At 69.5% G+C, this 25,284-nt stretch carries 20 protein-coding genes; 14 read left to right on the top strand and 6 right to left on the bottom strand.

Going from position 1 to position 25,284, the window contains the following annotated elements; translation table 11 throughout:
* Nucleotides 1–3 precede the first annotated feature (3 nt).
* Complete coding sequence (locus GF068_RS08110) at nt 4–321, bottom strand: hypothetical protein (RefSeq protein WP_153818744.1); 318 nt, start codon at nt 319–321, stop codon at nt 4–6.
* Nucleotides 322–669: 348 nt separating this feature from the next.
* On the opposite strand from GF068_RS08110, the gene GF068_RS08105 reads away from it, so the two are divergent.
* Nucleotides 670–1,986 (top strand): fibronectin type III domain-containing protein, encoded by a 1,317-nt coding sequence (locus GF068_RS08105; protein WP_153818743.1) that lies wholly within the window; start codon nt 670–672, stop codon nt 1,984–1,986.
* Between the two features lie 74 nt (nt 1,987–2,060).
* Nucleotides 2,061–2,906, top strand: a complete 846-nt coding sequence (locus GF068_RS08100) for a hypothetical protein (RefSeq protein WP_153818742.1) — start codon at nt 2,061–2,063, stop codon at nt 2,904–2,906.
* Between the two features lie 14 nt (nt 2,907–2,920).
* Here the strand turns inward: GF068_RS08100 and GF068_RS46155 are convergent, their stop codons facing one another.
* The 4 genes from GF068_RS46155 to GF068_RS08080 are packed head-to-tail and all read right to left on the bottom strand — an operon-like array spanning nt 2,921 to nt 7,065.
* Nucleotides 2,921–3,742: a hypothetical protein gene (locus GF068_RS46155; protein WP_153818741.1), complete on the bottom strand. Its 822-nt coding sequence runs from the start codon at nt 3,740–3,742 to the stop codon at nt 2,921–2,923.
* Nucleotides 3,732–4,340 (bottom strand): hypothetical protein, encoded by a 609-nt coding sequence (locus tag GF068_RS08090; protein WP_153818740.1) that lies wholly within the window; start codon nt 4,338–4,340, stop codon nt 3,732–3,734. The genes GF068_RS46155 and GF068_RS08090 overlap by 11 nt, the downstream gene beginning before the upstream one ends.
* Before the next feature lie 5 nt (nt 4,341–4,345).
* On the bottom strand, nt 4,346–5,419 hold the full coding sequence (locus GF068_RS08085; RefSeq protein WP_153818739.1) for a type IV pilus twitching motility protein PilT: 1,074 nt from the start codon (nt 5,417–5,419) through the stop codon (nt 4,346–4,348).
* Nucleotides 5,419–7,065 carry a type IV pilus twitching motility protein PilT gene (locus tag GF068_RS08080; protein ID WP_240806735.1) on the bottom strand — a complete coding sequence of 549 codons (1,647 nt, stop codon included), beginning with the start codon at nt 7,063–7,065 and terminating at the stop codon, nt 5,419–5,421. Before GF068_RS08080 ends, GF068_RS08085 begins: the two co-directional genes overlap by 1 nt.
* Before the next feature lie 95 nt (nt 7,066–7,160).
* Here GF068_RS08080 and GF068_RS08075 point away from each other — a divergent pair, with 95 nt between their 5' ends.
* From GF068_RS08075 to GF068_RS08055, 5 genes are all read left to right on the top strand, one after another.
* On the top strand, nt 7,161–7,451 hold the full coding sequence (locus GF068_RS08075; RefSeq protein WP_153818738.1) for a hypothetical protein: 291 nt from the start codon (nt 7,161–7,163) through the stop codon (nt 7,449–7,451).
* 67 nt (nt 7,452–7,518) lie between these two features.
* On the top strand, nt 7,519–8,247 hold the full coding sequence (ung, locus tag GF068_RS08070) for a uracil-DNA glycosylase (protein WP_153818737.1): 729 nt from the start codon (nt 7,519–7,521) through the stop codon (nt 8,245–8,247).
* 391 nt (nt 8,248–8,638) lie between these two features.
* On the top strand, nt 8,639–10,051 hold the full coding sequence (locus GF068_RS08065) for a hypothetical protein (protein WP_153818736.1): 1,413 nt from the start codon (nt 8,639–8,641) through the stop codon (nt 10,049–10,051).
* Between the two features lie 20 nt (nt 10,052–10,071).
* Nucleotides 10,072–10,953 (top strand): hypothetical protein, encoded by an 882-nt coding sequence (locus GF068_RS08060; protein WP_153818735.1) that lies wholly within the window; start codon nt 10,072–10,074, stop codon nt 10,951–10,953.
* A gap of 103 nt (nt 10,954–11,056) precedes the next feature.
* Nucleotides 11,057–14,491, top strand: coding sequence for a DNA methyltransferase (locus GF068_RS08055; protein ID WP_153818734.1), 3,435 nt, complete (start codon nt 11,057–11,059; stop codon nt 14,489–14,491).
* 18 nt (nt 14,492–14,509) lie between these two features.
* Here the strand turns inward: GF068_RS08055 and GF068_RS08050 are convergent, their stop codons facing one another.
* Nucleotides 14,510–16,015: a serine/threonine-protein kinase gene (locus tag GF068_RS08050; protein ID WP_170319357.1), complete on the bottom strand. Its 1,506-nt coding sequence runs from the start codon at nt 16,013–16,015 to the stop codon at nt 14,510–14,512.
* Nucleotides 16,016–16,288: 273 nt separating this feature from the next.
* On the opposite strand from GF068_RS08050, the gene GF068_RS08045 reads away from it, so the two are divergent.
* The 7 genes from GF068_RS08045 to GF068_RS08010 all read left to right on the top strand — a co-directional run bounded on the left by GF068_RS08045 (nt 16,289) and on the right by GF068_RS08010 (nt 25,274).
* On the top strand, nt 16,289–17,149 hold the full coding sequence (locus tag GF068_RS08045; RefSeq protein WP_153818732.1) for a hypothetical protein: 861 nt from the start codon (nt 16,289–16,291) through the stop codon (nt 17,147–17,149).
* On the top strand, nt 17,146–21,324 hold the full coding sequence (locus GF068_RS08040) for a serine/threonine-protein kinase (RefSeq protein WP_170319356.1): 4,179 nt from the start codon (nt 17,146–17,148) through the stop codon (nt 21,322–21,324). The genes GF068_RS08045 and GF068_RS08040 overlap by 4 nt, the downstream gene beginning before the upstream one ends.
* A gap of 30 nt (nt 21,325–21,354) precedes the next feature.
* Nucleotides 21,355–21,882, top strand: a complete 528-nt coding sequence (locus tag GF068_RS08035; RefSeq protein ID WP_153818730.1) for a hypothetical protein — start codon at nt 21,355–21,357, stop codon at nt 21,880–21,882.
* Between the two features lie 395 nt (nt 21,883–22,277).
* Nucleotides 22,278–22,679, top strand: coding sequence for an RNA recognition motif domain-containing protein (locus tag GF068_RS08030; protein WP_170319355.1), 402 nt, complete (start codon nt 22,278–22,280; stop codon nt 22,677–22,679).
* Nucleotides 22,680–22,821: 142 nt separating this feature from the next.
* Nucleotides 22,822–23,004 carry a hypothetical protein gene (locus tag GF068_RS08020; RefSeq protein ID WP_153818729.1) on the top strand — a complete coding sequence of 61 codons (183 nt, stop codon included), beginning with the start codon at nt 22,822–22,824 and terminating at the stop codon, nt 23,002–23,004.
* A gap of 177 nt (nt 23,005–23,181) precedes the next feature.
* A complete protein-coding gene (locus GF068_RS08015) occupies nt 23,182–24,342 on the top strand; it encodes a hypothetical protein (RefSeq protein ID WP_153818728.1) in 1,161 nt (386 codons plus the stop codon).
* The gene (locus GF068_RS08010; RefSeq protein ID WP_170319354.1) at nt 24,339–25,274 is read left to right on the top strand and encodes an AEC family transporter; all 936 of its coding nucleotides are present in this window, start codon (nt 24,339–24,341) and stop codon (nt 25,272–25,274) included. Before GF068_RS08015 ends, GF068_RS08010 begins: the two co-directional genes overlap by 4 nt.
* The last annotated feature ends 10 nt before the right edge of the window (nt 25,275–25,284 follow it).

Below are 25,284 nucleotides of genomic sequence, written 5' to 3'. Positions count from 1 at the left end.
GGATCAGCCTCCCCACACGATGTAACCGTCCTCGGGGCAGGGCACCTCGATGACGTTGCCATTCTTGTCGTACGTGTAGCAGCGCCCGTCGAACCCGCCCCAGATCTGATAACCGTCGGCGCCCGCCTCGCCCGGATCCTCGTCGTCGCCGGGCTCGTCGATCTCGTCGTCGTACCAGATGAGGTTCTGCTCGGCCTCGCCGACGGCCTCTTCCTGCGTCTCCTCCGCCGCGCCCGCGACGTCCCACTCGGGACAGCCCGTGAGCACGAGCGAGAGCGAGGTCATGAGCGTCATGGCGAGGGCTTTGATCGAGCTGTTCATGCTGTCTTCTCCGTATTTCCGAGGTTCGGACGGAGGCCCAAGCAGAGGACGTGCCAGGTGCGCACGGGTGGGGGAGAGGCGCGTTTTCGCGGGGAAAGATGTCAGGGCAGGGGGCGTGGGTCGAGAGCCTGGATCGATCGATCGATCCTTCGGTCGATCGATCGATCGATCCTTAGGTTGATCGATCGATCGCGGGCGGACGGGGACCGTACGGCACGCCTCGACACCGTGCGTCTTGTAAAACGTATCCTTCCGTGACGAAAAGAATCTCCCGGCAGGCGTGGATGTCCGGGCCGCGAGCGCATTGTGAGGTGGTGTGGTAGCCCGTGTGCCGAGGGGAGGGCGTATATGCCTTTCATTCGCAAGGGGACGGGTCTGCTCGTCGCGGTCGTGATGGTGGCCGCTTGTGGGGGCGGGGAATGGTTTGGCCGGACGGACGTCGACGGCGCAAACGAGGAGCCGATCGGCGTTTCGACCGAGGCGCTGGAGATCCCGTGCGCGGCGGCCCCCACGCTGGAGGCGCTCGTCGCGTGTGTCCGCGACGCGATGCCCGTGCGGGGCTCGGAGGGGTACGTGGCGCCCTCCGCGACGGCCCTCGCCGAGATCGGCGACGCCGTGACGCGGATGATGAACGGGTATTGTGATTTCGAGCTCGGGGCGAGCATCGCCCCGATCATGCGGCTCCGGACGTTCACGGACGGCGAGAACGGCAAGAAATATTGTGTCATGCTCGAGGTGGTCGACGGGAATGGGGACGGGTTCGTGGATCGAGGCTGGGGCACGTTCATCGTCGACCCCTCGGCCTCGCGCGAGCTCTCGCACCAGGCGCCACACCCGCTCTCGGATCTCGACACCGAGCTCGAGGCCGTCGGCCTCTTCAAGCGGACGGACGCGCGCAGCTTCCTGCTCTGCGGCGCGCATCGTCACGCCAATGGCACGCGCGCCTGCGACAGGGACTATCAGAAGGCCGACTGTGCGCACGACGCGGGGAGCATGTTCTTCGTCGCGTCGCGCGAGATCGCCAGGTTCTACGGGTCCCGCCCGCATCATCAGATTCAATGGCACGGCATGGGGACGGACACGTGTGAGGGCGTGACCGCGTATCTCTCGCCCGGGATGACCGGCGCGCCTCCGGCGGACTCCCCCGTGCGCACGCTCGACGCCGAGGTCGAGGCGGCGCACCCGACCTGGAGCGTCAAGATGCCGGGCAGCGGGACGTGTACGCTGAATGCCACGGACAACGTCGAGGGGCGTCATTTGAATGGGGTATCGCCGGACAGCGTGTGTTCGACCGCGGCGACGAGCACGAGCGGCCGGTTCATTCACGTCGAGCAGAAGCGCGAGGCGCGTGACCCGCTCCTCTGGGTCACCCCCGTGACCCGGGCGTTCCCCATCCCGACCCCCACGCCGCCGACCTCGGTCAATGCCACCGCGAGTGGCGGCGGCGTCACCGTGTCCTGGGTCGCCTCGACCGGCGCGAGCAGCTACGCGGTCCAGCGCGGCACCACGAGCGGCGGCCCGTACGAGGTCGTGGCGAACGTGAGCACCACGAGCTGGGTCGACACGAACGTCGTCTCCCGTTTCCGGTATTATTACGTGGTGACGGCGACGAATTCGCGCGGCACGAGCGCGCCTTCGAGCCAGGTCGTGGTCCGAGCTCGCTGAGGGCCATCTCCCGTTTGCTCCCGGATGACGAGCCGCGCCGCGAGGCGTACACTCTCGCCTCCGGGAGCAAAGGCATGACCTACCGCGACGAAAGAGACGCCCTCCGCGGGCGGATCCAGGGCCTCGAGCAGGACCTCGACGAGGCCCGCAGGTCCCAGCAGACGGCCGAGGAGAAACGCGCGCGTATCGCGCAAATCGAGGGCCGGATGCGCGAGGCCGAAGTGGACCTCAAAGCCATGCGGAGCGAGCTCGCCGCGCTGCGCGGCGCGCCGCCGCCGCGGAAGAACTCCCCCGTGCTCTTCTTCGTGCTCGCGGGTGGCGTCGCGGCCCTCGGCGCCGCCGTGAGCGTCGTGTACCTGGTGGCCTCGCCGCCGCCCCCGCCCGCGCGGGTCGTCGTCGAGCCGCCCATCGCGGACGGCACGATCATCGACGACGAGCGCGCCCCCGTCCCGCCCAAGAAAACCGAGGCGCCGCCCGCGCCGGCTCGTTCTGTGGCGGCGCGGTGGGAGGGCAAGGTCGTCCGCGCGACGGGGATCGCGCTCGCGCCCGGCGCGAGCTGCGCCGTCGACGCGACGCTCGAAATGAAGAACGAAAAAAGCCGCGTCGCGAAGCTCCTCGTGACGTGCGGCGGGCGGCCCGTGTATCGCTCCACGGACACGCTCGAGGGCACGAGCATGTACAGCTCCGGCTTCGCCGAGCAGCCGGGCAAGGAGGCCGGGACCTTCACCTACGCCATGCGTTACAGCGACATCGGCGCACGCTCGGGGCCTCGCACGCAGATATCGCTCGACTCGACGCAGGGCCAGGCCGCGGTGTGGAGCGAGGTCGTGCCCATCTTCCGCGTCGAATTCAAGCTGCCCGCCGAGAGCGCGGCGGTGCGCGGCGAGCGGCTGCTCCCGCCCGCGGCCGCGGAGCAATAACCCGCCGCCGCTCCTCAGAACGGATACAGCACCGAATAAAGCCGAAACTCGGCGATGCCGTCGCCGGGGATGGTCGGCTCGATGGAGTCGGCGAGGCTGAAGCGCGCCTCGCCCATGAAGGAGACCCATCTTCGTGGGCGCCAGGCGAGGCCGAAGCCGAAGCCGCCCTGGAAGAGCACGTCCTGCTTCTGGTTCTCCTCGGAGATGAGCGCGCCGAGCGAGGCGAGCAGCAGGTACGGCTGGAGGCGCTTGTCCTCGCGATAGAAGATGAAGGTGTTGAAGAGGATCGGTATGTCCTTGCGGTCGATGCCGAAATAGCTGTTGTAGCCGCCCTCGATCTCGAGCTCGAGATAACCTCCGTAGAAGCGGAGCCCGCCCCCGCCGCCGATCCCGAATTCATTGCGGTTGACCATCCAGAGCGACGAGAACCGCCCGGAGAAGGCGAGTATGGGCGACGATCCCATCATCGGCGCAGGGCCACTCTTGCCCGGCGGGGTGGATGTCACCGGCGGCGTATAGACCGGCGGCGGTGGAGGCGGTGGAGGCGGTGGTGGCGGCGGCGGCGGTGGCGGCGGCGGCGGCATATAAACCGGCGGCGGCGTATACACCGGCGGCGGCGTATACACCGGCGGCGGCGGCGGTGGAGGCGGCGGTGGAGGCGGTGGTGGCGGCGGTGGCGGCGGCGGCGGCGGCGGCGGCTTCATCCCCGTGCCCATGGGCCCCGTCGCGTGTACGTCGGGCACCACGATCATCTGGCTCGTCGCCGCGACCGAGACGACGATCAGCACGGGCAGGAGGCGCACGCAAGCGCCGTGCGGGCGGCGCTCAGAAGACATAAAAGACCCCCACGAGCTTGCCGTCGATCAATCCCTCGGCCGGGAACGGGCCTTTGTCCCCGCTGCCAATGGTCCCGCCGCCGCGCACCTGCGCCCCCACGAAGACCGTCCTCGTGCGATATCCGACGCCGAACCCCCCGCCGAGGTACCACCGCACGTCCCGCCCCGCGTCCACCTGGCCGAGCGAGCGACCCGCCGAGGCGATCATGTACGGCTGCCACTTGCCCGAGGCGAACATGATCATCCCCGACCCGCCATAACTGAGCTCGTAATGGTTCGTGCCGAGATACCGATCATAACCGACCTCGAGCTCGAGCTCGAACGGCATGTAACTCGCCGGCCTCGACGGATAGGAGACCGGGTGCATCCGGATCACGGCGCCGCCGCCCATCGCGAACCTGTTGCGCGGGATGTTGTAAATGGTCGAGACACGCGGCCCGAACCCGAGCGAGCCCCAGTAGACCTCCCGGCCGCGATAACGCGTGTACGTCGCCTGCGACGGGCCCTGTGGCATCGGCGCGACCTGCTGCGCGAGCGACGCCGCCGGTGATGACAACACGAGCGCCGCGAGCGCGAGCCCCCCCATTCTTCTCGACATTCGCATCATCCACCCGCGAGGCGCTGCGCGACGACCTTCTGGAAGCTCTCCTTGTCGATCGCCTTCTCGAGCGCGACCTCCGGCGAGATCGTCCCTTTTTGCACGAGGCGCTCGAGGGCCATATCCATCGTCTGCATCCCCTGCGCCTGCCCCGCCTGCATGATGTTCGGGATCTGGAACGTCTTGCCCTCGCGGACCATCGACGCGAGCGCCGCGGAGCCCACCAGGATCTCGTGCGCCGCCACGCGCCCCTTGCCGTCCGCGGTCTTGAGGAGCTGCTGCGCCACGATCGCCACCAGGCTCTCGGACAACATGCCCCGCACCTGCGGCTGCTCGTCGGCGGGGAAGGCGTTGATGATGCGGTCGATCGTCGCCGCCGCGCTGTTCGTGTGCACGGTGCCGAAGACGAGCACGCCGAAGCTCGCGAGCTGCAAGGCGAGCTTCATCGTCTCGTTCGTCCGCAGCTCGCCGATGAGGATCACGTCCGCGTTCTCCCGGCCCGCGCTGCGGATCGCCGAAGCGAAGCTCGACGCGTGCGGCCCGACCTCGCGGTGCGTGACCTGCGACATCTTCGGCGGATGCACGAACTCGACCGGATCCTCGATCGTCAGGATGTGACAGGGCCGCGTCGTGTTGATGTGATCGATCATCGCCGCGAGCGTCGTCGACTTGCCGCTGCCCGTCGGGCCCGTGACGAGCAGGAGCCCGCTGCGTTTGTCCGCGAGCTTGCGGACGACCGGCGGGCAGCCGAGATCGTCGAGCGTGAGGATCTTCGTGGGGATGATGCGGAAGACCGCGGCGAGCCCCGTGATCTTGTGGAAATAGTTCGCCCGGAAGCGCGCCTTGTCCTCGTACTGGTAGGCGAAATCGAGGTCGAGCTCGTTCGTGATCTTCTCGCGCTCCTCGCTCGACGTGATCTCGAAGAGCAGCTCCTCCATCTCGTCCGCGTCGATCGGCGCGTCGCGCATCGGCACGAGCTCGCCGCGCGCGCGGAGCAGCGGCGGATACCCGACGCCGAGGTGCAGATCGCTGCCCTTGCGAGCGAGCAGCTCGTCGAAGAGCCGGTCGATGCGGGCCATCACGCGCCTCCCTTCTTGCCGACGAGCGCCTCTTCGAGCTTGTCCGGCGCCTCGGCGACGAGCAGCGCGTCTTCGAGCGAGGCGCGCCCCGCGCGGACGAGCTCGGCGAGCGAGTCGTCGAGCCGCACGATGCCGAAGCCCTTGCCGCGTTGCTGCAGGCTCGGGATCTGCCAGGTCTTGCTCTCGCGGATGAGGTTCCAGAGCGGCACGGATCCGGGGAGCATCTCGACGGCGGCGATCATGCCGGGGCCGTCTTTCCGCGGCAAGAGCCGCTGGCTCACGACGAGCCGCAGGCCACCGGCGAGCGTGACGCGCACCTGCTGCTGATCGCCGGGCGGGAAGAGGTCGATGAGCCGGTCGATGGTCTTCGCCGCGCTCGGCGTGTTCATCGTGCCGAGCACGAGGTGCCCGGTCTCGCTCGCGGAGAGCGCCATGCGCACGGTCTCGGTGTCGCGCAGCTCGCCCACCACGATGACGTCCGGATCCTCGCGCAAAGACGCCTTGAGCGCCGATGGAAAGGTCCTCGTGTGTGAACCGACCTCCCGCTGGCTCATCATCGCCTTCTTGCGCGGGTGGACGTACTCGATGGGGTCCTCGACCGTGATGATGTGGTGCGAGGTCTCGCTGTTGATGATGTCGACGAGGGCGGCGAGCGTGGTGGTCTTGCCGTGCCCCGTGGGGCCGGTGAGCACGATGAGGCCCTGGTGGTGGCGCGTCGCGAGCGCGATGGCGTCGGGCAGGCCGAGCTCGGCGAGGGTCGGGATCTCGCGGGAGACGAGGCGGAACGAGGCCTTCAGGCCGGTGCGCTGGCGCGTGACGTTGACGCGCGAGCGGCCGATGCGGCGGTCGTCGAGCGCGAAGTCGCAGGAGCCGTCGAGCGCGAGCTGGTCCCGCAGGCGCTCGGGGAGCCGCGGCGTGAGCATACGCTCGAGGGCCTGCGGCTCGACGACCGGGCCACGCGGGACGAGCTTGCCGCCGATACGAAAGAGCGGCGGGCGGCCCGCGACGAGGTGCAGATCACTCGCTCCTTCCGAGCGCGCCGTGAGCAGGATGTCGTCGAGCGCGCCCGTGGCGAAATGGGCGGCGGACGCGGCGGCCGCGAGCAACGTGGGATCGGCCGGATCGTCGAGGGTGATCGCGAAATTGCGCGGGCGCGTGGCCTCCTTCGGCGCGGCCGGCGGGGCTTGTGGGGGCGCGGGCGTGCGGCGGTCGTCGAGATCGAGCTCGAACGAGGGCGAAGCCGCGTGGATCATGGGGGCCGGGGCGATCATGGATGCCGCGGGGAGCGAGGCCTGGGCCGGCGGAGGTGCGGGGGCCGGGGGCTGGGCTTCTTTGCGTGGATCCTGGGCGAGGCGCGTGAGCCGGGCCTGCACGGCGTTCGTGTTCCGCACGGCGGCGATGGCGATCGCGCCGATGCCGTCCACGCGGCAGCCCCACTGCACGGGCTTCGGGCCGAGGCCCTCGACGTGGCGGCTGCCTCCGGCCGTGACGAGCATCTGCAGGATGTCTTCCGTCGACAGGATCGAGCGGTCGATGATCTCGTAGACGCCGCCTACCTTGGCGCAGGGGTTCCGGCCGGTGGCGAGGGCGACCTCGGTGACGTCGGGCCGGAGGAGGTTCTCGAGCAGGGCTTTGAGCTGGGGCATCGCGCTTTCGGATCGCGGGAGACGGCCATCGTATCGGAGGGCTCGATGTTTCGGCAAGGACGGCGCCGTTCGCGATACGATCGCCGCGGATCGCCATGGAACACGCCCCCCTCCTCGCCGCGCTCCTCGGCGCCCTCGCGGGCGCGCTCGAGGGATTCGTGCTCGCGATCGTCGTCGCGCATCACCAGCACCGGCGCGGCGTGAAATCCGGCGTGTCAATCCTCCCGTACCTGCTCTTCGGCTCGTTCTCGGGCGGGCTCACCGCGGGGCTCGCGGGGATCTGGCTCCCGCTCGGCGCGGCCGTGGGCGCTGGCGCCGCGGCGTGGCCGCTCCTGTTCGGCGTCCTGTGGATCCTCACGCAGACGAGCCTCCGAGGGCGGCCGTGAGCGGCGGCGTGGCGGTTCGACCTGGCCAAACCCGTCCCGACGCCCTACGATGGCCCGTGTCCACGCCATGAAGGTCGATTTGCCTCGTTCCTGGAAAAACGTCCTCTCGGCTGAGCTCTCGCGCCCCTCTTTCGCCGAGCTCTGCGCGTTCGTCGACGAGGAGCGGAGAACCCACGTGGTGTATCCTCCCGAGCGCGACGTGTGGAATGCATTCAAGAAGACCCCATTCGCGGAGGTCCGCGTGGTCCTGCTCGGCCAGGACCCGTATATCGGGGAGGGTCAGGCGCACGGGCTCTGCTTTTCCGTTTGTCACGGCCGCCGTGTGCCGCCCTCGCTCGCCAACATGTTCCGCGAGTTACGCGCCGACATCCCCGGCTTCGAAGTGCCCGACCACGGCTGCCTGGAGCCCTGGGCCGCGCAGGGCGTCTTCCTCCTGAACACCATCCTCACGGTGCGCGCGGGCGAGGCGGGATCTCACCGCGGCAAGGGGTGGGAGACGTTCACGGACGGCGTGATCGCGGCCCTGTCGGCGCGCGAGGAGCCACTCGTCTTCGCGCTCTTCGGTGCACACGCGCAGAAAAAGGCGCGCCTCGTGGACACGTCGAGGCACCCGATCGTGAAGACCGGCCACCCCTCGCCGCTCTCCGTGCGGAGTTTCGCGGGGACGAGGCCATTCTCCGCCATCAACGCGGCATTACGTTCGATCGGGAAGGCGGAGATCGACTGGAGGTTGCCGCCGAGAGAGGCGCTCGGCGCGGCGGCGGCGCTCGCCGGGACGGCGGGGGCGCGAGGGTAAGAGCGGCGCGTGCCTTGCGTCCGTGCGAGGCAGGTCCCGCGGAGTGTGGGGAGTGTCTTGAACCGGTTCGAGGCAGGTCCCGCGGAGTGTGGGGCGTGTCTTGAACCGGTTCGAGGCAGGTCCTGCGGAGTGTGGGGCGTGTCTTGCGTGCGTTCGAGACAGGTCCTGCAAAGTGTGGGGCGTGTCTTGCGTCCGTTCGAGACAGGTCCTGCGGAGTGTGGGGCGTGTCTTGCGTGCGTTCGAGGCAGGTCCTGCAGAGTGTGGGGCGTGTCTTGCGTCGGTTCGAGGCAGGTCTCGCAGGAGCCAGGAGGCTTCTCGCGTCCCCGCGAGCGAGCTTGACAACGTTTCCGCGGCCCTTTCGCATGGACGCATGTGGAGGGGAGCGAGGTTGGTGAGGGGCGTTGCGTGGGTGTGTCTCCTGCTGCTCGTCGTGGGGGGGCTCACGGCGCCCGCGCGCGCGGACGCGCCGCCGAAGAAGACGCCCTGGGTCGTCGCGGCGTGTATGCGTCCGCATGGGCCGGGGATCGTTCGGTGGACGTACGACCATGCGGGCAAGCCGGTCACCGAGGAGCCTTGGATCACGCTGATTGCGGAGAGCAGCGCGCACCATCCGATTTTCGTCTTCAATCCGCGGGTGGGGTCGAAGACGCATTACCTGATCCCGACCGAATACGGTAACCACCCCTGCGAGCCCGTGCCGCCGGATCCGAAGCCGCCTCCGCCGCCGAAGCCTGCTTCCGCGAAGCGGCCTGCGCCAAAGGAAGAGGCGGAGGACGGAGACGATGGCGGCGGCAAGCATGAGGAGAGCGTCGAGGAGCGCGTCGAGCAGCACCGTATCCGGAGCGAGAGCCGGCCGGAGAAGCCGAGGAGGCCGAAGAACAACGTGCACGGCGTGTTGTCGAAGGAGCCGGCGCTGCCGTCGTCGACGGGCATTTTGAGCAAGGAAGGCGCCTTGCCCCCGCGCGACGAGGTGCGTCCGCCGAGATGCGTGGATGAGCCATGCACGCTGGTGGACCGAGGCGGCGCATTGCCGGAGATCCAGCATCGGCAGGGGCGACCGCTCGTGAGCGTGGTCTCCTGCAAGCAGACGAAGGAGGGCTGCAAAGGCGAAGCTGCGGGCGACGGGACAGGCAAGGCGAAGCCCCTGACGCCGCTCGAACGGATGGTCCGCGAGCTCTCGATCGCGTCCGCGATGCTGAACGGCGAGTTCAATCACGACCTCGCGCGCAAGGACGGCAAGCGGTTCGGCATCATCGGCGGGAGCAGCGAGGACGGCGTCGATAGCGCCATCGTCCAGGCCGCGGCGGCGATCGCGCAGGTCGCCTCGGGGGTGCTCGTCGGGCAGGCGGAGACGTTCGCGAAGAAGCTGGAGGAGGCTTGCGCGAAGAAGGCGCCGCTCATCATCGAGGGGGCCGAGAAGGTGTCAAAGGAGACGGCGGAGCTCCTGGCCCAGCAGTATGGGAGGGCGATCGCGGAGGCCCTGGAGCAGAACGGCGCGATCGGGCCGTACAAGACGATGCGCGAGTTCACGCGGGGCCTGGAGGGGGACTTCCAGGCGCATCACATCCTGGAAAAGGCGATGGGGCGAGACCTGGGGATCACGAAAGAACTTGACAATATACCGTCGGTGATCTTGACGGAGGCCCATCACAAGAAGATCACGAAGGCGCTCGACGAGGCCAGGAAGCGCATGATCGAGGAGGGAAACGTATTGCGTCCACGTACGCTGTGGAAGATGTACGAGGAAGTGTACGTAGATCATCCGCACTGGCTGTCAGCGATCAAGCCGTACTTCGGGAAGTAGCCGAGCAATCGAGGAGCTAGATGAGGACAGAGGTTCGAATCCTGGTCAGAAGCGATCGCATGCCAGGAGGGCCACGTGCGCTGCTTGGCTCCGTGGGGTGCGGTCCCGATGTCGTACAAGTCCGAGAAGATGCGATCTTCACAATCGTCACGCTCGACGAACGGGACGAACGCTTGCCGCGCCTCGTGCAGCTACTCACCGAGCGCGGCATTTCCTGGCTGGAAGGGCGACACGACCGTTTTACCGACGACGAGCTCGAAGCGGCGCCACTGCTCATCATGTCGTACGACGTCAACGCCAGGGTCTTCGGCGGCCCTCGCGTGGGCACGACCTACGACATGTCCGAAGCCTGCGAACGCTGCGGCGCCGGGGCTCGGCAGACGTCCGCGATGATCATCGACGGCGAAGACCTCCACAAACTCGAAGGCCGGCGCGCGGCCACGACCCCCTACGACGACGTACTCGTCGACGAGAAGCTGGCTGCCGTGCTCGCGGCGAGCGGCGCGACGGGGCTGTCGTTCCGGGGCGTATTCGCGGCGTTCGAGAAGAGGGGCCACATTCAGCTTCCGTGGCGTCAGCTCTGCGCCACGCACACGATGCCGCCGATGTCCCCACGTTCGACCGGGATCGTGCCCGACGACCTCTGCTCTTGCAGAAGGAGCGGATTCGATACGCCCTCGGAGATCCCCACCCGCCTCGTCTACCGCGCGGCGGATTTCACAGAGATCCGCGATGTTAACGTGACCTGGGAATGGTTCGGCGACACGCACTACGAAGGGGACGTGGGTGATGCCCTCTTCGCATATCCCAGGTTCCTCGTGACCCCCAAGGTCCGCTGTATCTTCCTGGACGCAGGCGTCACCGGATTCGACTGGCTCCCCATCCGCGTCGTCGAGGACTGAAGCCCGAGCTCGTGCTGTCGTCGAGGAAACACGCGTGCGCGTTTTGCCTGCGCCATCTGCCTTCCCGTCGGGCGTGTCCGTGGGCTAGCCTCGCGCCCCCGCCATGGACGTAGCCGCCTTCGTCGACAAGTGGAGCGCCTCCGGCGCCTCCGAGCGCGCCAACAAGGACCTCTTCCTCGCGGAGCTCTGCGACGTGCTGGGCGTGCCCCGACCCGAGCCGGCCACGGGGGACCCGGCTCGCGATCGGTACGTGTTCGAGAAGCCGATCCCGATGACGCACGAGGGCGGCAAGGTCACGACGAAGCGCGCGGACCTGTACAAGCACGGTTGCTTCCTGCTGGAGGCGAAGCAGGCGGTCGCGGCGGGGACGAAGGCGAAGAGCGGCAAGGCGCAGCGGGGGACGGCGTCCTGGGATCTCGCGATGGACGACGCGTACGGGCAGGCGATCGGATACGTGAGAGCGCTCGACGTGCCGCCGCCGTTCCTGGTCGTCTGCGACATCGGCTACGTGTTCGAGCTTTACGCCGACTTCGACGGCTCGCGCCGGTGGCTGGCGTTCCCGAACGCGCAGAACCGGAGGATCTACCTCCGCGATCTGGCGAAGCACGTGGACACCCTGCGCGCGGTCTTCACGGATCCGCTTTCGCTCGATCCCTCACGGCGGGCCGCAGTGGTGACGCGCGAGGTCGCCGAGGATCTCGCGGAGCTCGCGCGGACACTGGAGGAGAAGAACCCGCCCGAGGCCGTGGCCAAGTTCCTCATGCGCTGCATCTTCACGATGTTCGCCGAGTGGGTCGAGCTCCTGCCGTCGCGGCCCTTCACGACGGGCCTGGAGCATTACTGGCTCTTGAACCCGCGGTCCTTTCCCGCGACGATCGAGGGGCTGTGGCAGGCGATGAACGATGGCACGCCGTTCGGATTCGTTGGAAAGCTCCTCCGATTCAATGGCGGGCTCTTCAAGCAGCCGACGGGCCTGTCGCTCTCCAAGGAGTCGCTCGCGCTCTTGCTCATGGCCGCGCGGCGAGACTGGTCCGAAGTGGACCCGGCCATCTTCGGGACGCTGCTCGAACGCGCCTTGAACCCGAAGGAGCGGCACAAGCTCGGGGCGCATTACACGCCCCGCGCCTACGTCGAGCGGTTGATCCGTCCGACGATCGAGGAGCCGCTGCGCGAGGAGTGGGAGAACGTGCGGACGGCGGCGCGCAAGCTTTATCAGAGCGGCAAGGAGAAGGAGGCTCGCGCGGCGGCAAGGGCTTATCACACGAAGCTCTGCGAGACACGTGTCCTCGATCCGGCGTGCGGGTCGGGGAACTTCCTTTACGTGACTCTCGATCTCTTCAAGCGGCTGGAGAGCGAGGTTCTTGCGCTGCTCAACGACCTCGGGGAGCGGCAGGAGCTCCTGCATGCGGAGGGGATCCGCGTGAGCCCCGGGCAGTTCCTGGGGATCGAGGTGAAGCCGTGGGCGAAGGAGATCGCGGAGCTGGTGCTCTGGATCGGTTACCTGCAATGGCACTTCCGGACGTACGGGAAGCTGACGCCGCCGCCGGAGCCGGTGCTTCGAGACTTTCGGAACATCGAGTGCCGGGACGCGGTGCTCGCGTGGGATGACGTGGAGCTCGTGCGGGACACGAAGGGCAAGCCCGTGACGCGGTGGGACGGGGAGACGATGAAGAAGCACCCCGTCACGGGGGAGGACGTGCCGGATGAGAAGGCGACGGTGCCGGAGTATCGGTACGTGAACCCGCGGAAGGCGCACTGGCCCGAGGCCGATTTTATTGCAGGCAATCCGCCGTTTGTTGCCAACAGGAACATGCGTAGTTTCTTCGGGGATGGCTATGTGGAGGCGCTCCGCACGGCGTACCCTGAGATCCGAGACGCTGTCGATTATGTCATGTATTTCTGGTGGCGTGCGGCTAGTTCGGTAGGCACACGAGCGGTACGCCGGTCAGGTTTGATTACGACCAACAGCATTCGCATGGTCCAGAACCAACGCGCTGTTCGCCAGGTGCTTGCCTCCAATTGCAAGCTGGTGTTCGCCATACCGGACCATCCCTGGCCAGATGATCCCGCCAATGCCAAGGTGCGCATATCGATGACAGTCGTGTCCCATAAGGACGATCCTGCGTCGCCTCGGCTATTGTTGACGCCCATGCATGATCGGGTGGCACGAGGCCAGGATCGAGGCGCCGTCGTAGCAGAGTCGGACCTTCGTGTCGTGGATGTGTCAGCAATCTCTGCTGACCTCTCGCCGCAGATTGACGTTTCGGAACTTCGGGATCTGCGTGCCACCGAGCAACTCGACAGCGCGGGCATGAAGCCCTATGCAAAGGGGCTCGTCATCTCGTCCGACCTTGCACGCAAGCTCCTTCCGGATGCCAAAGTGCGCGCGCGCTACGCTCCCCAATACCGTAATGGTCAGGATATCGGACAGGTTCCCCGGGGCGTGCACGTGTTGGATCTGTTCGGGTTGTCCGAGGCATCCCTTCGCACCACGCTACCGGCAGCATATCAGCACGTATATACCCACGTTAGACCGGGGCGCCTACTAGAAAGGAATCAAAGGCTTCGCGACGAGTGGTGGCTGTTCGAAGCTAACCGCCCGCAGCTCCGTGAAGCGATCAAGGGACTCAAGCGTTACATTGTAACGGTTGAAAACTCGCCGGTCAGGGTGTTTGTGTTCCTTGATAGCGACGTCCTGCCGGATCAGAAGCTCCGCGTAATCGCGACCGCGGATGCATTCGTTCTCGGTGTTCTTTCGTCTCGGCCTCATGCTATATTCGCCAATCGGCTTGGCGGTAGGCAGGGGGTGGGGAATACGCCCGTTTACAACACGCGCTGCTTTAGAAAGTTTCCGTTTCCTACGCCTACAGATAAGACGATGCGCTGCATAAAGGATTTGGGCGAGTCGTTGGATGCGCATCGGAAGCAACAGCAAGCGGCGCACCCCGCATTAGCGCTGACCGACATGTACAACGTCCTCGAGAAGCTCCGCAGCGGCGAAGCTCTCACCGACAAGGAGCGAGCCATTCACGACAAGGGCCTCGTCTCCGTCCTGAAGCAGCTCCACGACGACCTCGACGCCGCCGTCTTCGAAGCCTACGGCTGGCCCTCGGACCTCACCGACGAGCAGATCCTCGAAAAACTCGTCGCCCTGAACGCCGAGCGCGCCGCCGAGGAAACTCGCGGGCTCGTCCGCTGGCTCCGCCCCGCGTTCCAGAACCCGAGCGGCACGAAGGCCGCCACGCAGACCACGATCGCCACCGTTGAGGAGGCGACCGACGAGGAGGAGACCCCGGCCGCCGCAAGCCCGAAGGTAAAACCCTGGCCGAAGAAGCTGCCCGAGCAGATCGCCGCGGTCCGGGATCGCGTCGGCGCGCTCCGCGGCGCCTTCACCGCGGACGACGTCGCCGCCGGCTTCAAGGGCGCGAAGAAGGCCGACGTGGCCGATCTGCTCGATGGCCTCGCCGCACTCGGCGTCGTCGTCGCCATGGAACGTGGCAAGCGGTGGAAGGTCACGCGCCTCCGCGCGGTATCCTGATCCAACCCGGAAAGCCGCTCAGGTCCCCGGCCTGCCCTGACCGGACACCATCGTGAGCGAGGGCTTCGAGCGGCGCGTCGCGGCCCGCCGGACGAGCGTCGTGCCGCTCGGCCCCGGCTCCAGGAAGAAACCACCCGCGCTGCCGCTGAGGCCTTCGATGGCGGCGCTCGTGGCCACGAGCGCGTCCACGTTGCCCTGCGGCGCCCATGCCTCCGTGCGCGCGAGGTCACCCGAGGCGATGTCGAGCTCCGCGCCCGTCCGCACGTTCACCGCGTCCACGTGGATGGCCACGTTCGCGTGCACCGCGCTCCCTTCGTCCTGCTGCTGCAGGGCGGCGTGTAGCGTCAGGGCGAACTGCACGGCCGAGCGGCGCTCGGTCTTCGCGTGCACCGGATCGGCCGAGAGCAGGCGGACCCCGAGGAGCTGCGTGCTCGTCACGGTGACGAGCAAGAAGCCACCCGAGCGCATGCAGTCCTCCGCGCGCTCGAGGGTCTGCGCGAGCGCGACGACGAGCGTCTCGTCGGTCTCGTCCGCGCCCTCGGGGAAGCGCAGGTCCACGTGGATCCCGACCGCGCAGAGCTCGGTCTCGTGGTGCGGGGTCTCCTCCGATCGGCCGGCGCTGACGGCCTCGCGGAGCGCGTCGAGGAAGGCGCCGACGGATTCGAAGCGCCGGTCGGGCTTCTTCTCGAGGCAACGGAGCACGATGGCGTCGAGGGCGGGGCTCACGGGGGCGCGCAGGCTCGGGCGCGGCGGAGGCGCCGCGAGGTGCTGCTCGACGAGGTCGCCCTGCGCGTTGGATTCGAAGGGCGGGCGACCCGTGAGCAGGACGTGCAGGAGCGCGCCGAGCGCGTAGATGTCGGTGCGCGCGTCGATGGGACCACAAAGGATCTGCTCGGGCGCCATGATCGAGGGCGTGCCGAGCTGCTGGCCGATCGAGGTGAGCCCGGCGCGGCCCGGCTCGGGCGCGAGAAGCTTGGCGATGCCGAAATCGAGGAGCTTCACCACGCGCGGCGGGCCCTCGTGGATCATGATGTTGCTCGCCTTCACGTCCCTGTGCACGATGCCGTCCTCGTGCGCGGCCGTGAGCGCGGCGCAGACGGGCTCGAGGATCGAGAGCGCCTCGTCGGGCGCGAGCCTGCCGCGGGCGCCGAGGTAATTTCGCAGCGTCGTGCCCTCGAGGTACTCCATCACGTACCAGGGCGTGCCGTCGGGGAGCGTCCCGAGCTCGTGCACCTCGACGATGTTCGGGTGGTGCAGGCGCAGGATGACCTCCACCTCCCGCACGAATCGCTCGGCCATACGCGGCAGCGCCATGAGCGACGGGTGCATCACCTTGATGGCGACGCGGTCGCCTTTCGCCTGGTGGCGCGCTCGATAGACCGATCCGTGGCCGCCCGACGAGGCGAGGTCCTCGATCACGTAATCCCCGACGATCGTGCCCGGCCGGATCTCGCGCGTTCGCCCGACCTCCTCGACCTTGCCGTGAGGCTGCGTGGTCTTGTCGTTCATCCTCGCCATGGCCATGCCCCCCCTGGTCTCGGAAATCGAAAACCGAGACATATCAACCATGACACGTCCGGCGCGTCGAATCGCGTCCGGGAACAAAAAAAGCATTCTGCGAACGACGTACGATCGTTATGGCGCGTGTCGCGGACGGACGCGCCCGCCGCCCACCCGGCGGATCTTTTCGCCCCCCTGCATTTTCGGTTCGTCTGCTCTTTCCGGGTGCTAGAGTAGCGCCGACTTTCTTCCTGATTTCATATTTTTCATGTTCGAGCCAGGGTGGGGGAAACACACATGCGAAGCATGACGCTCGCGTCGCTGATCATTTCGTTGGGGACGCTCGTGGGCTGCGGGGACGCCGGGGAGGCGCCGGGGGACGAGGATACGATTCTCGTGGAGGACGCCGAGATGGGCCTCGTCGAGGAGAACGCGATCCAGCCGAACGCGATCCAGCCGAACGCGATCCAGCCGAACGCGATCCAGCCGAACGCAATTCAACCAAACGCGCTCACGCCGACGGCCTTCGGCCCGAGCACGCTCGCCGCGCTCGAGGACCCGGGCGAGGCCGGATACCTGTCGCGGATGTTCGTACGTTATGCCGTGAACTGCGCATTCGATCCGTCCCAGTCGCTCAGCCTGTCGTGGACGGACCTCGGCGGCGTCGTTCAGACGGAGACGTACGTCGGAAAGCTGGGGCTCGCGCCTTCCTGGGCGACCGGGCCGCTCGACGAGACGGGGCAACGATGGGTGTCGGCGTGCCTGGCGGCACGGACGAACTGGTACGGGGTGACGGTCCTGATCTCGATGCGCGCCGCCCACGACGCGATCAAGCAATCGAGCTCGCTCGAGCAATTGATTTTCGGGAAGGAGGAGGGGGCCTTCTGGGGCAACCTGTTCGCGCCGACGCCCTACCTGCACGCCTGCGTGTACGTCCCGAACGCCAATCACAGCCGCAACCTCCTGCGAGACTGCGCCGCCGGGCACGTGGGGACGGATGGCCTCGAGGACTGCGGGATCATCGAGCGGCGCGGGTCCTGCGACGCGCTTTGTGACCCGCTCGATTCGAACAATGCATTTCGTCCGAAATGCGTATACGATGCGTCTGTGGTCCCCCCTCGCAAGACGACGGAGGTCATGACGGTGTTCTTGTTATGACGTTCGTCCCCGGCGCGACGCCCGAAGCGGGCCCGGTCTGCCTGGGCCCGAGGCGAGGCACCCGATGCCTCGCGTGCGGGCGGCGCGTGCCGGTGGACGGATGCCCCGAGCACGGCCCGGGGGCAGAGGAGATCACGCCCGAGCCTGCCGAGCCGCCCGCGCCGGTGTTTCCGGGCTACGAGGTCACGGGCACGCTCGGTCGCGGGGGCTTCGGCGTGGTGTACGCGGCGCGGCGCCTCGAAGACGGGAGGCGCGTCGCCATCAAGCTCGCCCATCCCGACGTGCCCGAGGCCGCGCCGCGCCTCGTCCGCGAGGCCTCGGTGATGCGCGCGGTCGGCCCACCCTACGTGCCAGCGTTCTTCGCGCTCGATGAGCTCGCGTCCTCGGGGACGTACGTGATCATGGAGCTCGTCGCCGAGAGGACACTCGCCGATCACCTGCTCGCCCGCGCGGGGCCGCTGCCGGCGCGCGACGCGATCGTCCTCGGGCTCGCCATCCTGCGCGCGCTCGAGGCCATCCACGCGCGAGGCTACGTGCACCGCGATCTGAAGCCGGAGAACGTCCTCGTCGACGCCGACGGCAAACGCGCGGTGCTCCTCGATTTCGGCATCACGTACGCCGTCGCGGCAGAGGCCGCCGCGCTCACCGCGGCAGGCGCCGTCGTGGGCACGACCGAGTACATGGCGCCCGAGTCGTGCGAGGGGCGCCGCGCCCTGGACGCGCGCGCCGACATCTACGCGATGGGCGTCTTGCTGTATGAGATGCTCACGGGGCGCCCGCCGTTCTTCGGCCCCGCGGCGATCGTGCGCGAGGGCCACGCGAGCCAGAGGCCGCCGCCCCCGACGGCCGTCGCCCCGCCGCCGTTCGCGCGGTCGATCCCGCCGTCGATCGAGGAGCTCGTGCTCCGTTGCCTCGCCAAGGATCCCGCCGAGCGGCCCCCGTCGGCCGCGTACCTGCGCGCGAGCCTCGCGGCCGCGCTCGCGCTCCCGGACGAGGAGAGCCCCGTCCTCGCAGTGCCCGCGCTCGATCCGCCGCCCGGCGCGAAGGCGCCGAAGACCGCCGAGCGCCGCGTCGTGTGTGTCGCGTGTTTCGCCTCGACGCTCGACGCGATCGCCCTGCGGCGCGCGCTCGAGCCGTTCGGCGCGCAGATCGTGTACGCGTCCGCGGGCCGGTACGTCGCGGCCTTCGGTCACGAGGTCGACGAGAACCCCGCGCGGCGCGCGCTCGAGGCGGCGCGCGCGCTCACGGAGCAGGGCGCCTGCGAGCGCGTCGGGCTCGATCTCGCGGCCGTCGCGGTGCACCTCGGCCCCGATGGATCCCGCCGCATCCTGGCGCCGCGTATCGCCCGGGAGGACCGGTTCCCGAAGCCCTCGGCGCCGCCCGGCGTCTCGCTCTCGACGGCCGCGCGCGCGGTGCTCGAGGCCTCCGGCGTCACGCCCGATCTCGCGCCGATGTACCTCGACGGCGAGGAGACGCCGCCCGCGTCGTCGAGCGAGACCACCGACGCCACCTCCTCGCGTGGTGCGATCCCGGCCTCCGGGCGCGAGCGTGTGCTCGACGCGCTGGCGGAGCTCGGGCGTCAGGCGATCGAGGAGGCGCGCCCGTCGGTCGCCCTCGTGCTCGCCGAGGCGGGGTGCGGCAAGAGCTTCCTGAAGCGCGCCCTCACCTCGCGGATCGCGCAGGTCTTGCCCGGGACGCGGATCATCGCGTTCTCCGCGCACGAGCCGGTGCACGGCGCGGGCGGGAGCGGCGTGCGCGAGCTCTTGCAGCGCGCCCTCGCCTTGCCCGACGAGGCCCCCGCGGACGGCGGTCGGGAGCTGCTCGCGGCGAGGCTCGGGCCCGCGCGCCACGCCGAGGCCGGCGCGAGCGTGGCGCTCTCGCTCGGGTGGATCTCGAAGGGCAGCGGCGCCACGATCACGGGCGCGGACGGCCTCCACGCGATCGAGGCCGCGCCGGGCGCGCTGCGGACGCTGCTCACGGCGAGCGTGGGCGAGGCGATCCGGCGCAGGGCGATCGAGGAGCCGCTCTGCGTGATCCTCGACGACGTGCACTTCGCCGACGACGCGACGCTCGCGATCCTGGATCTCGCCGTGCGGGCCGAGGCGCGCGCGCCGCTCTTCGTGTGCGCGCTCGGCAGGCCGTCGTTCGAGCAGGACCACCCGTCGTGGGGCGCGCGCGCGAGCCGCCGCGTCATCCATCGCCTCGGTCCGCTCGACCCCGCGAGCGCCGCCGCGCTCTGCCGCGAGCTCTTGCGGCCCGCGGAGAACGTGCCGGAGTCGGCGGTCGCGCGGATCGCCGCGCGGGCAGAGGGCGTGCCGCTCCTGCTCGTCGAGCTCGTGCGTGGGCTCAAGGCCCAGGGGATCGTCCGCAAGCACCCCTCGGGCAGCGGGTATTTCCTGGCCACGGACGAGCTCGACGATCTGCCGGATCTGCCGCTCATCGAGTGGCTCGCGCACCGCGATCTCGACGCGCTCCCGCCCGCGGCGCGCGCGCACGCTTGCCTCGCCGCCGTGCTCGGCGCGGAGGTGACGATCGCGGAGATGCAAGGCGTGCTCGGGCGGCTCGATCGGATGAGCGCGGGCGGAGACTTCCCGCTCGACGCGCGGGTCGGCTCGGAGCGGCTCGTCGCGGCGGGGCTGCTCGCGCGGCAAGGCGCGGGGCGGTACGCGTTCCGGCACGCGCTCGTGCGCGAGGCGATCGCGCGTTCGGTGCCGGAGGCCCAGCGCGCCCGGATCCACCTCGCCGCCGCCGCGTATTTCCAGCAAGCCTCGGGGTGGGACGGCGGCGCAGAGCCGAGCGGCGACGAGCCCCACCTCGCGCAGCTCGCGCACCACGCGACCCACGCAGGCGAGCGCGCCCTCGGCGAACGGGCGTACCTCGCGCTCGCCGAAGCCGCGCGGGCGCGGCACGACTGGCTCGACGCCGAGCGGTGTTACACGCGCGCCCTCGAGTCGTTGGGCGCGAGCGCGGGGGCCGTCTCCTCCGCCAGACCCATGCCGGGACAAGCCGAGCTCGTTCCCCGCACGCCCGGGCTCCGGCCGCGGGCCTTGCGGGGGCGGGGCCTCATGCGTTATCGGCTCGGCCGCTACCAGGACGCGCTCGACGACCTCGCCCTTGCCCGTGCCCTCGCCGCGCGCGAGGCCTCCGCCGACGATCCTCTCGCGGCGGTGGAGATCCTGCTCGACGAGGCCACCGTCCTCGACTGGATGGCCGACTACGAGGCCTCGCGCGAGCGTGTCGTCGCGGCCCTCGGGCTGCTCTCGGACGCGCCGCCGCCCGTGCTCCTCGCTCGCCTCCTGCTCGGCCAGGGTTTGTCGCTCGTCCGCTTCAGCCGCGAGGACGAGGCCGTCCCGCTCTTCGAGCGCGCGATCGAGGTAGCGGACACGATCGGGTACGAGGCCTACGAGCCGCGGATCGTCGCGCTCACCATGCTCGGCTTCGTGCTCCCGGCGCTCGGCCGCCTCGCGGAGGCCGAGCGGGCGATCGCGCGGGCGATCGACCTGTGCGAGTCGCACGGCGACGACCTGCACCTCGCCAGCGTGGTCAACGCGCGGGCGCTGCTCGCGGCGCTCGTGGGGGACAAGGCGCGTATGGTCGCCGATTTCGAGCGGGTGGCCTGGCTCGGCCGCGAGCTCGGCCAGGATTGGCTGGAGATCCTCGCGCACCACAACCTCGGCGAGTACCTCTACCTCTGGGACGATCTCGACGCGGCCGAGCCCCACGCGGCGCGCGCGCTCGCGCTCGAGGTGCGGCACACGGGCGGCGCGCCTCGGCCGGTGATCGCCTTGCTCGACGGGCGCCTGCGCCATTTCCGCGGCGACCTCGTGGGCGCGCGCGAGGCGGCGGCGCGTATCCGCGAGCAGGCGGGCCCCGCGCTCCCCGTGCCGGCGGAGGACGTGCTCTGCGTCATGCTCGAGCTCGCCACGTCGGACGCGGACGACGCGGCCTGGGACGCGCTCGAGGCGCGCTCGCGCGAGTTCTCCATGGGGCAGGAGCGCCTGGAGGTGACGGAGGCGCGGGGGCTCTCGGCGCTTCGGCGCGGCTGCCCGGCCGAGGCGCGCCGCCATTTCGAGCGCGCGCTGGAGATCGGCCGGGCGCTCCCGAACGTCATGGCGCCCCGGATCGAGCGCCTCCTCGCGCGGACACGGGCGGACGAGGCCACGTTGCCGTCGTAATGCCGAGGGGCTCCGCGTATCCTCCGGTCGATGGAGTTCGACCGAAATGGCTGGGCGAACGTCCGTGTCGAGGCGCTCCCGGCGTCACGCGCGTACACGCTCCTCGCGCCCGATCCTTCGGCCCGCATCGACGTCGCGCTCTGGGCGCACAAGGCCCGCACGTTCTTCGGCGTGGCGCTCGAGCTCTCGCAGCCGAAGGCGTATCCGAGCGGCGAGGCGCCCGCGGCCGACGCGGCCCTCGTGGAGATCGATCGCAAGGCGCGTGGCGGCAAGGCGCGCGTGCTCGTCGTGACCGTGCCCGTGGAGGAGGCGCCCGAGGCGCGCCTCGTCGCGGAGGCGGGGGCGGCTGCGATCGGCGGCGCGGGTATGGATGTGCTCGTCGCGCGCGCGCGGCGCGTCTGGCAGGTGTCGAGCGAGGTCGCGCAGGGCGAGGATCCGGACGCGCCGCTCGCGCTCGCCGCGATCCTCTCGTCCGTCCTCCTCGCGCCGATCGTTCCGCCGGGTGGGGGCACGATCTTCGGTGTCAAGGGCGCGCGGGAGCGGCTCGGATTGGCTTGACGAACGCGTTTCCCGGACGAACCCGCGGTCTTCCCCAGGACGCTTCCTCTCTTGCGTCTGCTCGAAGCCAGGTTTTTCCGTCCCTTTTCCGATCTCCGTCCGCAGTCCGCAGAGGCCTGGCGGCGTCCCCGAGAAAAGGCCGCGACAGGCTTGCGACCTACGGCGCGTCGGGTTACGGTAGGTGCCTCACGAACGTCACTGGCCCTCGACACGACGCTTTCTTTCCTCCCTCCATTCGGAGGGGGACGTGGCTCGCTCGAACGACTGGCAGACGCAGCGTGTGCTGGCGCGGACTGACCCGCGCGGCACGTCCCCGTTCGATCGCTACGGCTTCGTCGAATGGTCGGCAGAGATGGCGCGACGGCGCGCAAAGGAAGCCGTGAAAGCATCATGTCATGGGAAATCGTCTCTACGTAGGCAACCTCTCCTACAGCACCACCCGCGAAGCCCTCGAGCAGGCGTTCTCGGCTGCCGGTGAAGTCCGCGAGATCGCGATGCCGACCGACCGTGAGACCGGTCAGCCGCGCGGTTTTGCGTTCGTCACGATGGGCTCGGCGAGCGCGGCGACCAACGCCATCTCGCAGCTCAACGGGATGATGCTCGACGGCCGCACGCTCAAGGTCAACGAGGCCCAGGAGCGCCCCCCGCGTGAGGGTGGCGGCGGCGGCGGTCGCAGCTTCGGCGGCGGCGGTGGTGGCGGCTTCGGCGGCGGCGGCGGCCGTGGCGGCGGCGGCGGCTACGGCGGCGGCGGCGGTGGCCGCGGCGGTCGTGGCGGCGGCGGTCGTGACCGTTACTGATCGGTAACGGTCGGTCGACTGGCAGGCTGTTGAGGAGAGGAGCGGCGCGGCGGTTTGCCGAGAGGCACCGCCGCGCCGACTCGTTTTTTGTGCCCCACGTCCTGCGGGACGCGCAGAACCCCCAAGCGAAAGGCATAACCGCATGCAGAGGCAGGGAGCGCTAAAGCGCCAGAAGGAACGCGCTCGTCAGGAGAAGCAGCGCGAGAAGAACGCGAACAAGCTCGAGCGCCGCAAGGAGAAGGACACGCGCGGTGATACTGCACCGGGTGAAGATCCGGACATCGCGGGCATCGTCCCGGGCCCCCAGCCGCCTCCGGCGGACTGAGCCCGAAGCTCCTCCCACGCCCTTCCCCTCCACCCGTCGCGCACCGGCGCGCCCTCCGCGTCACGCGCGTCCCCGGATGAGCCACGTCTCCCTCGTCGATGGGCCATGTCTTCGTGGCACGAAGGGACATCGTGGAGCCGTTGTGCCGAGGCGCGGCGCCGTGGTAGGCAGCCTCCCATGACGCGTGCGGGAGTCGTGCTGGTCCTCGTGCTCGCGGCGTGCGGCGGGGGAGGGGCGCAGGCCGTGATCACGACGGCTCCTCCGGGAGACGCGGCGAAGGGCCCGGGGGAGGCCGGGGGCGAACGGATCCACGAGGCGCCCGAGTCGCAGAAGCCGAACCGGTGCGCGAAGGGCGGCGCCTTCCCGCCGCTCCTGGTGACGCCGAGGCCCGCGACGGAGCCCGATCGGCTCCCGTGCCGCGCGAGGGACCAGGCGACCGAGAGCTCGATCGCGGCGGACCTGCGGGCGCAGTTCAAGCCCACCATGCAGGGCAGCACGCTCGACGTCTCGTTCGGGTGTGACGGGCTCGATCAGCCCGTGGCGCGGCTCGTGTACGAGCGGGGCGCGGGGCACGGTCGACAGCTCGAGATCGTGCAGATCTCCCGCTCGGATCCGGCCGCCGCGGCGTACGACGTGATCGGGGTGCGTGCGTCGCACCCGTTCCCGAGCAAGGCGAAGGCGCCTCCGTTTCAGGTCGCGCGCGCGACGCTCCCGACCGACGCCGTGCACGCGAAGATGCCCTTCGTGCGCGCGGCGCTCCACGCGACGATGCGCGAGAATCGTCCGAAGGCGAAGAACTTCGGGGTGATGGGGTTCGGCTCTTCGGCGAGCGTGCACGTGCTCGTTCGCCTCGAGGACGCGGCGGGGCGGTCGGTCGAGAAGCAATACACCGACGCGATCGACAGCGACGGCCAGCCCCGGTATTTGCCGCTCCTCCGGGCCGACGCCGAGCTGCGGCAGCTCGTGGACAAACTCCCGTGGCAGGGCGAGCCGGCGTCGGGGGAGGTCCTCCGGCTCTTCGAGGAGCGGTTCCTCGAGGCGATGATCGAGTCCGCGGAGCCGGGCGCGTGGTGGGTGCGCGGGGCGTATCTGGAGCTCGCCGGCCTCGCCGGGGCCCGATCACTCGTGCCGTCGATCCTCGGGGTGCTCGGCGCGCCGCGGCCCGAGGGGCCCGGCTCGGACGCGTGGGAGCACAACCAGGAGGCCGCGTTGTCCGCGCTCGTCGCGCTCACGAGGTGGGATCCACGCAAGGACGAGAGAGGCGCGCCGCGCCCGCTCGAAGCCGCCGCCCGCGATTTCCTGACGGAATGCGGCAAGCTCGTGTCCGCTCGGCAATGACCCAGGCGCTCGGTCCGCTGCTCGGGGGGCTCACGCTCGTGCTCGCGCTCGGCTTCGTGCTCGCGCGCGTGCGGGGCTTCGGCCCGCGTGAGGCCGACGTGCTCAACGGGCTCGTCGTCGACGTGACGATGCCGGCGCTGCTCTTCGCCGTGCTCGCGCGGGACGGCATGGCGTGGGGCGCGGCGCGCGTGCTGCCCTGGTCGGCGCTCGCGCTCTTCGCATCGCTCGGCCTCGGCGCCGCCGTGGCGCGGGCCTTCGGCCTCGACGCACGCGCGATCGGCAGCGCGGGGATCGTCGCGTCCTTCAGCAACACGGGCTTCCTCGGCCTGCCGCTCCTGCTCACGTTGTTCCCGGGCGACGCGGACGCGAGCTCGGCGGCGATGCTGATCGACCTCGTGATCACCACGGTCCTGCTCTGGACCCTCGGCCAGGCCTACGCCGAGCGCCTCGGCCGCGGCAAGGCGTTCGACGCGAAGGTCGCGCTCCGCATCTTCAAGAAGCCCCTCGTCCTCGCCGTCCCGCTCGGCGCGCTCGTGCACCTGATCCACCTGCCGATCCCGCCGTTTTTGCTCGGCACGCTGGAGGGCCTCGGGCGCACCACGACGTACCTCGTGTTCCTCTCGCTCGGCCTCTCGCTCGACGTGCGCGCTCTCTCCGGCCGCGTCGCGCCGGCGATCGCGCTTTGTGTCGTCAAGCTCGTCTTCGCGCCTGCCGTGGCGCTCCTCTGCGTCCGCGTTTTTGTTGTGCCCGAGCCGCTCGCGACCGTCGCCGTGCTTCAGTCGGCGATGCCCTCGGCGCTGGCCAGCGTGATCATCGTCGCGCTCACGGGTTGTGACAGGCCGCTCGCGGCGGCGGTCTGCACGCTCGCGTCGCTCGCGTCGATGGCGACGTTGCCCGCCGTGGCCTGGGTCGTCGAGGCGACGAGGCCTTGAGCCTGCTATC

Origin of the sequence: Polyangium spumosum (assembly GCF_009649845.1) — a bacterium.
GTDB classification, from domain to species: Bacteria; Myxococcota_A; Polyangia; order Polyangiales; family Polyangiaceae; genus Polyangium; species Polyangium spumosum.
The sequence above is the reverse complement of the archived record's forward strand: the minus strand, read 5'-3'. Positions and strand labels throughout refer to the sequence as shown.

Excerpts from the sequence above, each read along its gene's own strand:
- GF068_RS08110 (WP_153818744.1), bottom strand. The coding sequence starts at position 321 with ATGAACAGCTCGATCAAAGCCCTCGCCATGACGCTCATGACCTCGCTC.
- GF068_RS08105 (WP_153818743.1), top strand. The coding sequence starts at position 670 with ATGCCTTTCATTCGCAAGGGGACGGGTCTGCTCGTCGCGGTCGTGATG.
- GF068_RS08100 (WP_153818742.1), top strand. The coding sequence starts at position 2,061 with ATGACCTACCGCGACGAAAGAGACGCCCTCCGCGGGCGGATCCAGGGC.
- GF068_RS46155 (WP_153818741.1), bottom strand. The coding sequence starts at position 3,742 with ATGTCTTCTGAGCGCCGCCCGCACGGCGCTTGCGTGCGCCTCCTGCCC.
- GF068_RS08090 (WP_153818740.1), bottom strand. The coding sequence starts at position 4,340 with ATGTCGAGAAGAATGGGGGGGCTCGCGCTCGCGGCGCTCGTGTTGTCA.
- GF068_RS08085 (WP_153818739.1), bottom strand. The coding sequence starts at position 5,419 with ATGGCCCGCATCGACCGGCTCTTCGACGAGCTGCTCGCTCGCAAGGGC.
- GF068_RS08080 (WP_240806735.1), bottom strand. The coding sequence starts at position 7,065 with ATGCCCCAGCTCAAAGCCCTGCTCGAGAACCTCCTCCGGCCCGACGTC.
- GF068_RS08075 (WP_153818738.1), top strand. The coding sequence starts at position 7,161 with ATGGAACACGCCCCCCTCCTCGCCGCGCTCCTCGGCGCCCTCGCGGGC.
- ung (WP_153818737.1), top strand. The coding sequence starts at position 7,519 with ATGAAGGTCGATTTGCCTCGTTCCTGGAAAAACGTCCTCTCGGCTGAG.
- GF068_RS08060 (WP_153818735.1), top strand. The coding sequence starts at position 10,072 with ATGAGGACAGAGGTTCGAATCCTGGTCAGAAGCGATCGCATGCCAGGA.
- GF068_RS08055 (WP_153818734.1), top strand. The coding sequence starts at position 11,057 with ATGGACGTAGCCGCCTTCGTCGACAAGTGGAGCGCCTCCGGCGCCTCC.
- GF068_RS08050 (WP_170319357.1), bottom strand. The coding sequence starts at position 16,015 with ATGGCCATGGCGAGGATGAACGACAAGACCACGCAGCCTCACGGCAAG.
- GF068_RS08045 (WP_153818732.1), top strand. The coding sequence starts at position 16,289 with ATGCGAAGCATGACGCTCGCGTCGCTGATCATTTCGTTGGGGACGCTC.
- GF068_RS08040 (WP_170319356.1), top strand. The coding sequence starts at position 17,146 with ATGACGTTCGTCCCCGGCGCGACGCCCGAAGCGGGCCCGGTCTGCCTG.
- GF068_RS08035 (WP_153818730.1), top strand. The coding sequence starts at position 21,355 with ATGGAGTTCGACCGAAATGGCTGGGCGAACGTCCGTGTCGAGGCGCTC.
- GF068_RS08030 (WP_170319355.1), top strand. The coding sequence starts at position 22,278 with ATGGGAAATCGTCTCTACGTAGGCAACCTCTCCTACAGCACCACCCGC.
- GF068_RS08020 (WP_153818729.1), top strand. The coding sequence starts at position 22,822 with ATGCAGAGGCAGGGAGCGCTAAAGCGCCAGAAGGAACGCGCTCGTCAG.
- GF068_RS08015 (WP_153818728.1), top strand. The coding sequence starts at position 23,182 with ATGACGCGTGCGGGAGTCGTGCTGGTCCTCGTGCTCGCGGCGTGCGGC.
- GF068_RS08010 (WP_170319354.1), top strand. The coding sequence starts at position 24,339 with ATGACCCAGGCGCTCGGTCCGCTGCTCGGGGGGCTCACGCTCGTGCTC.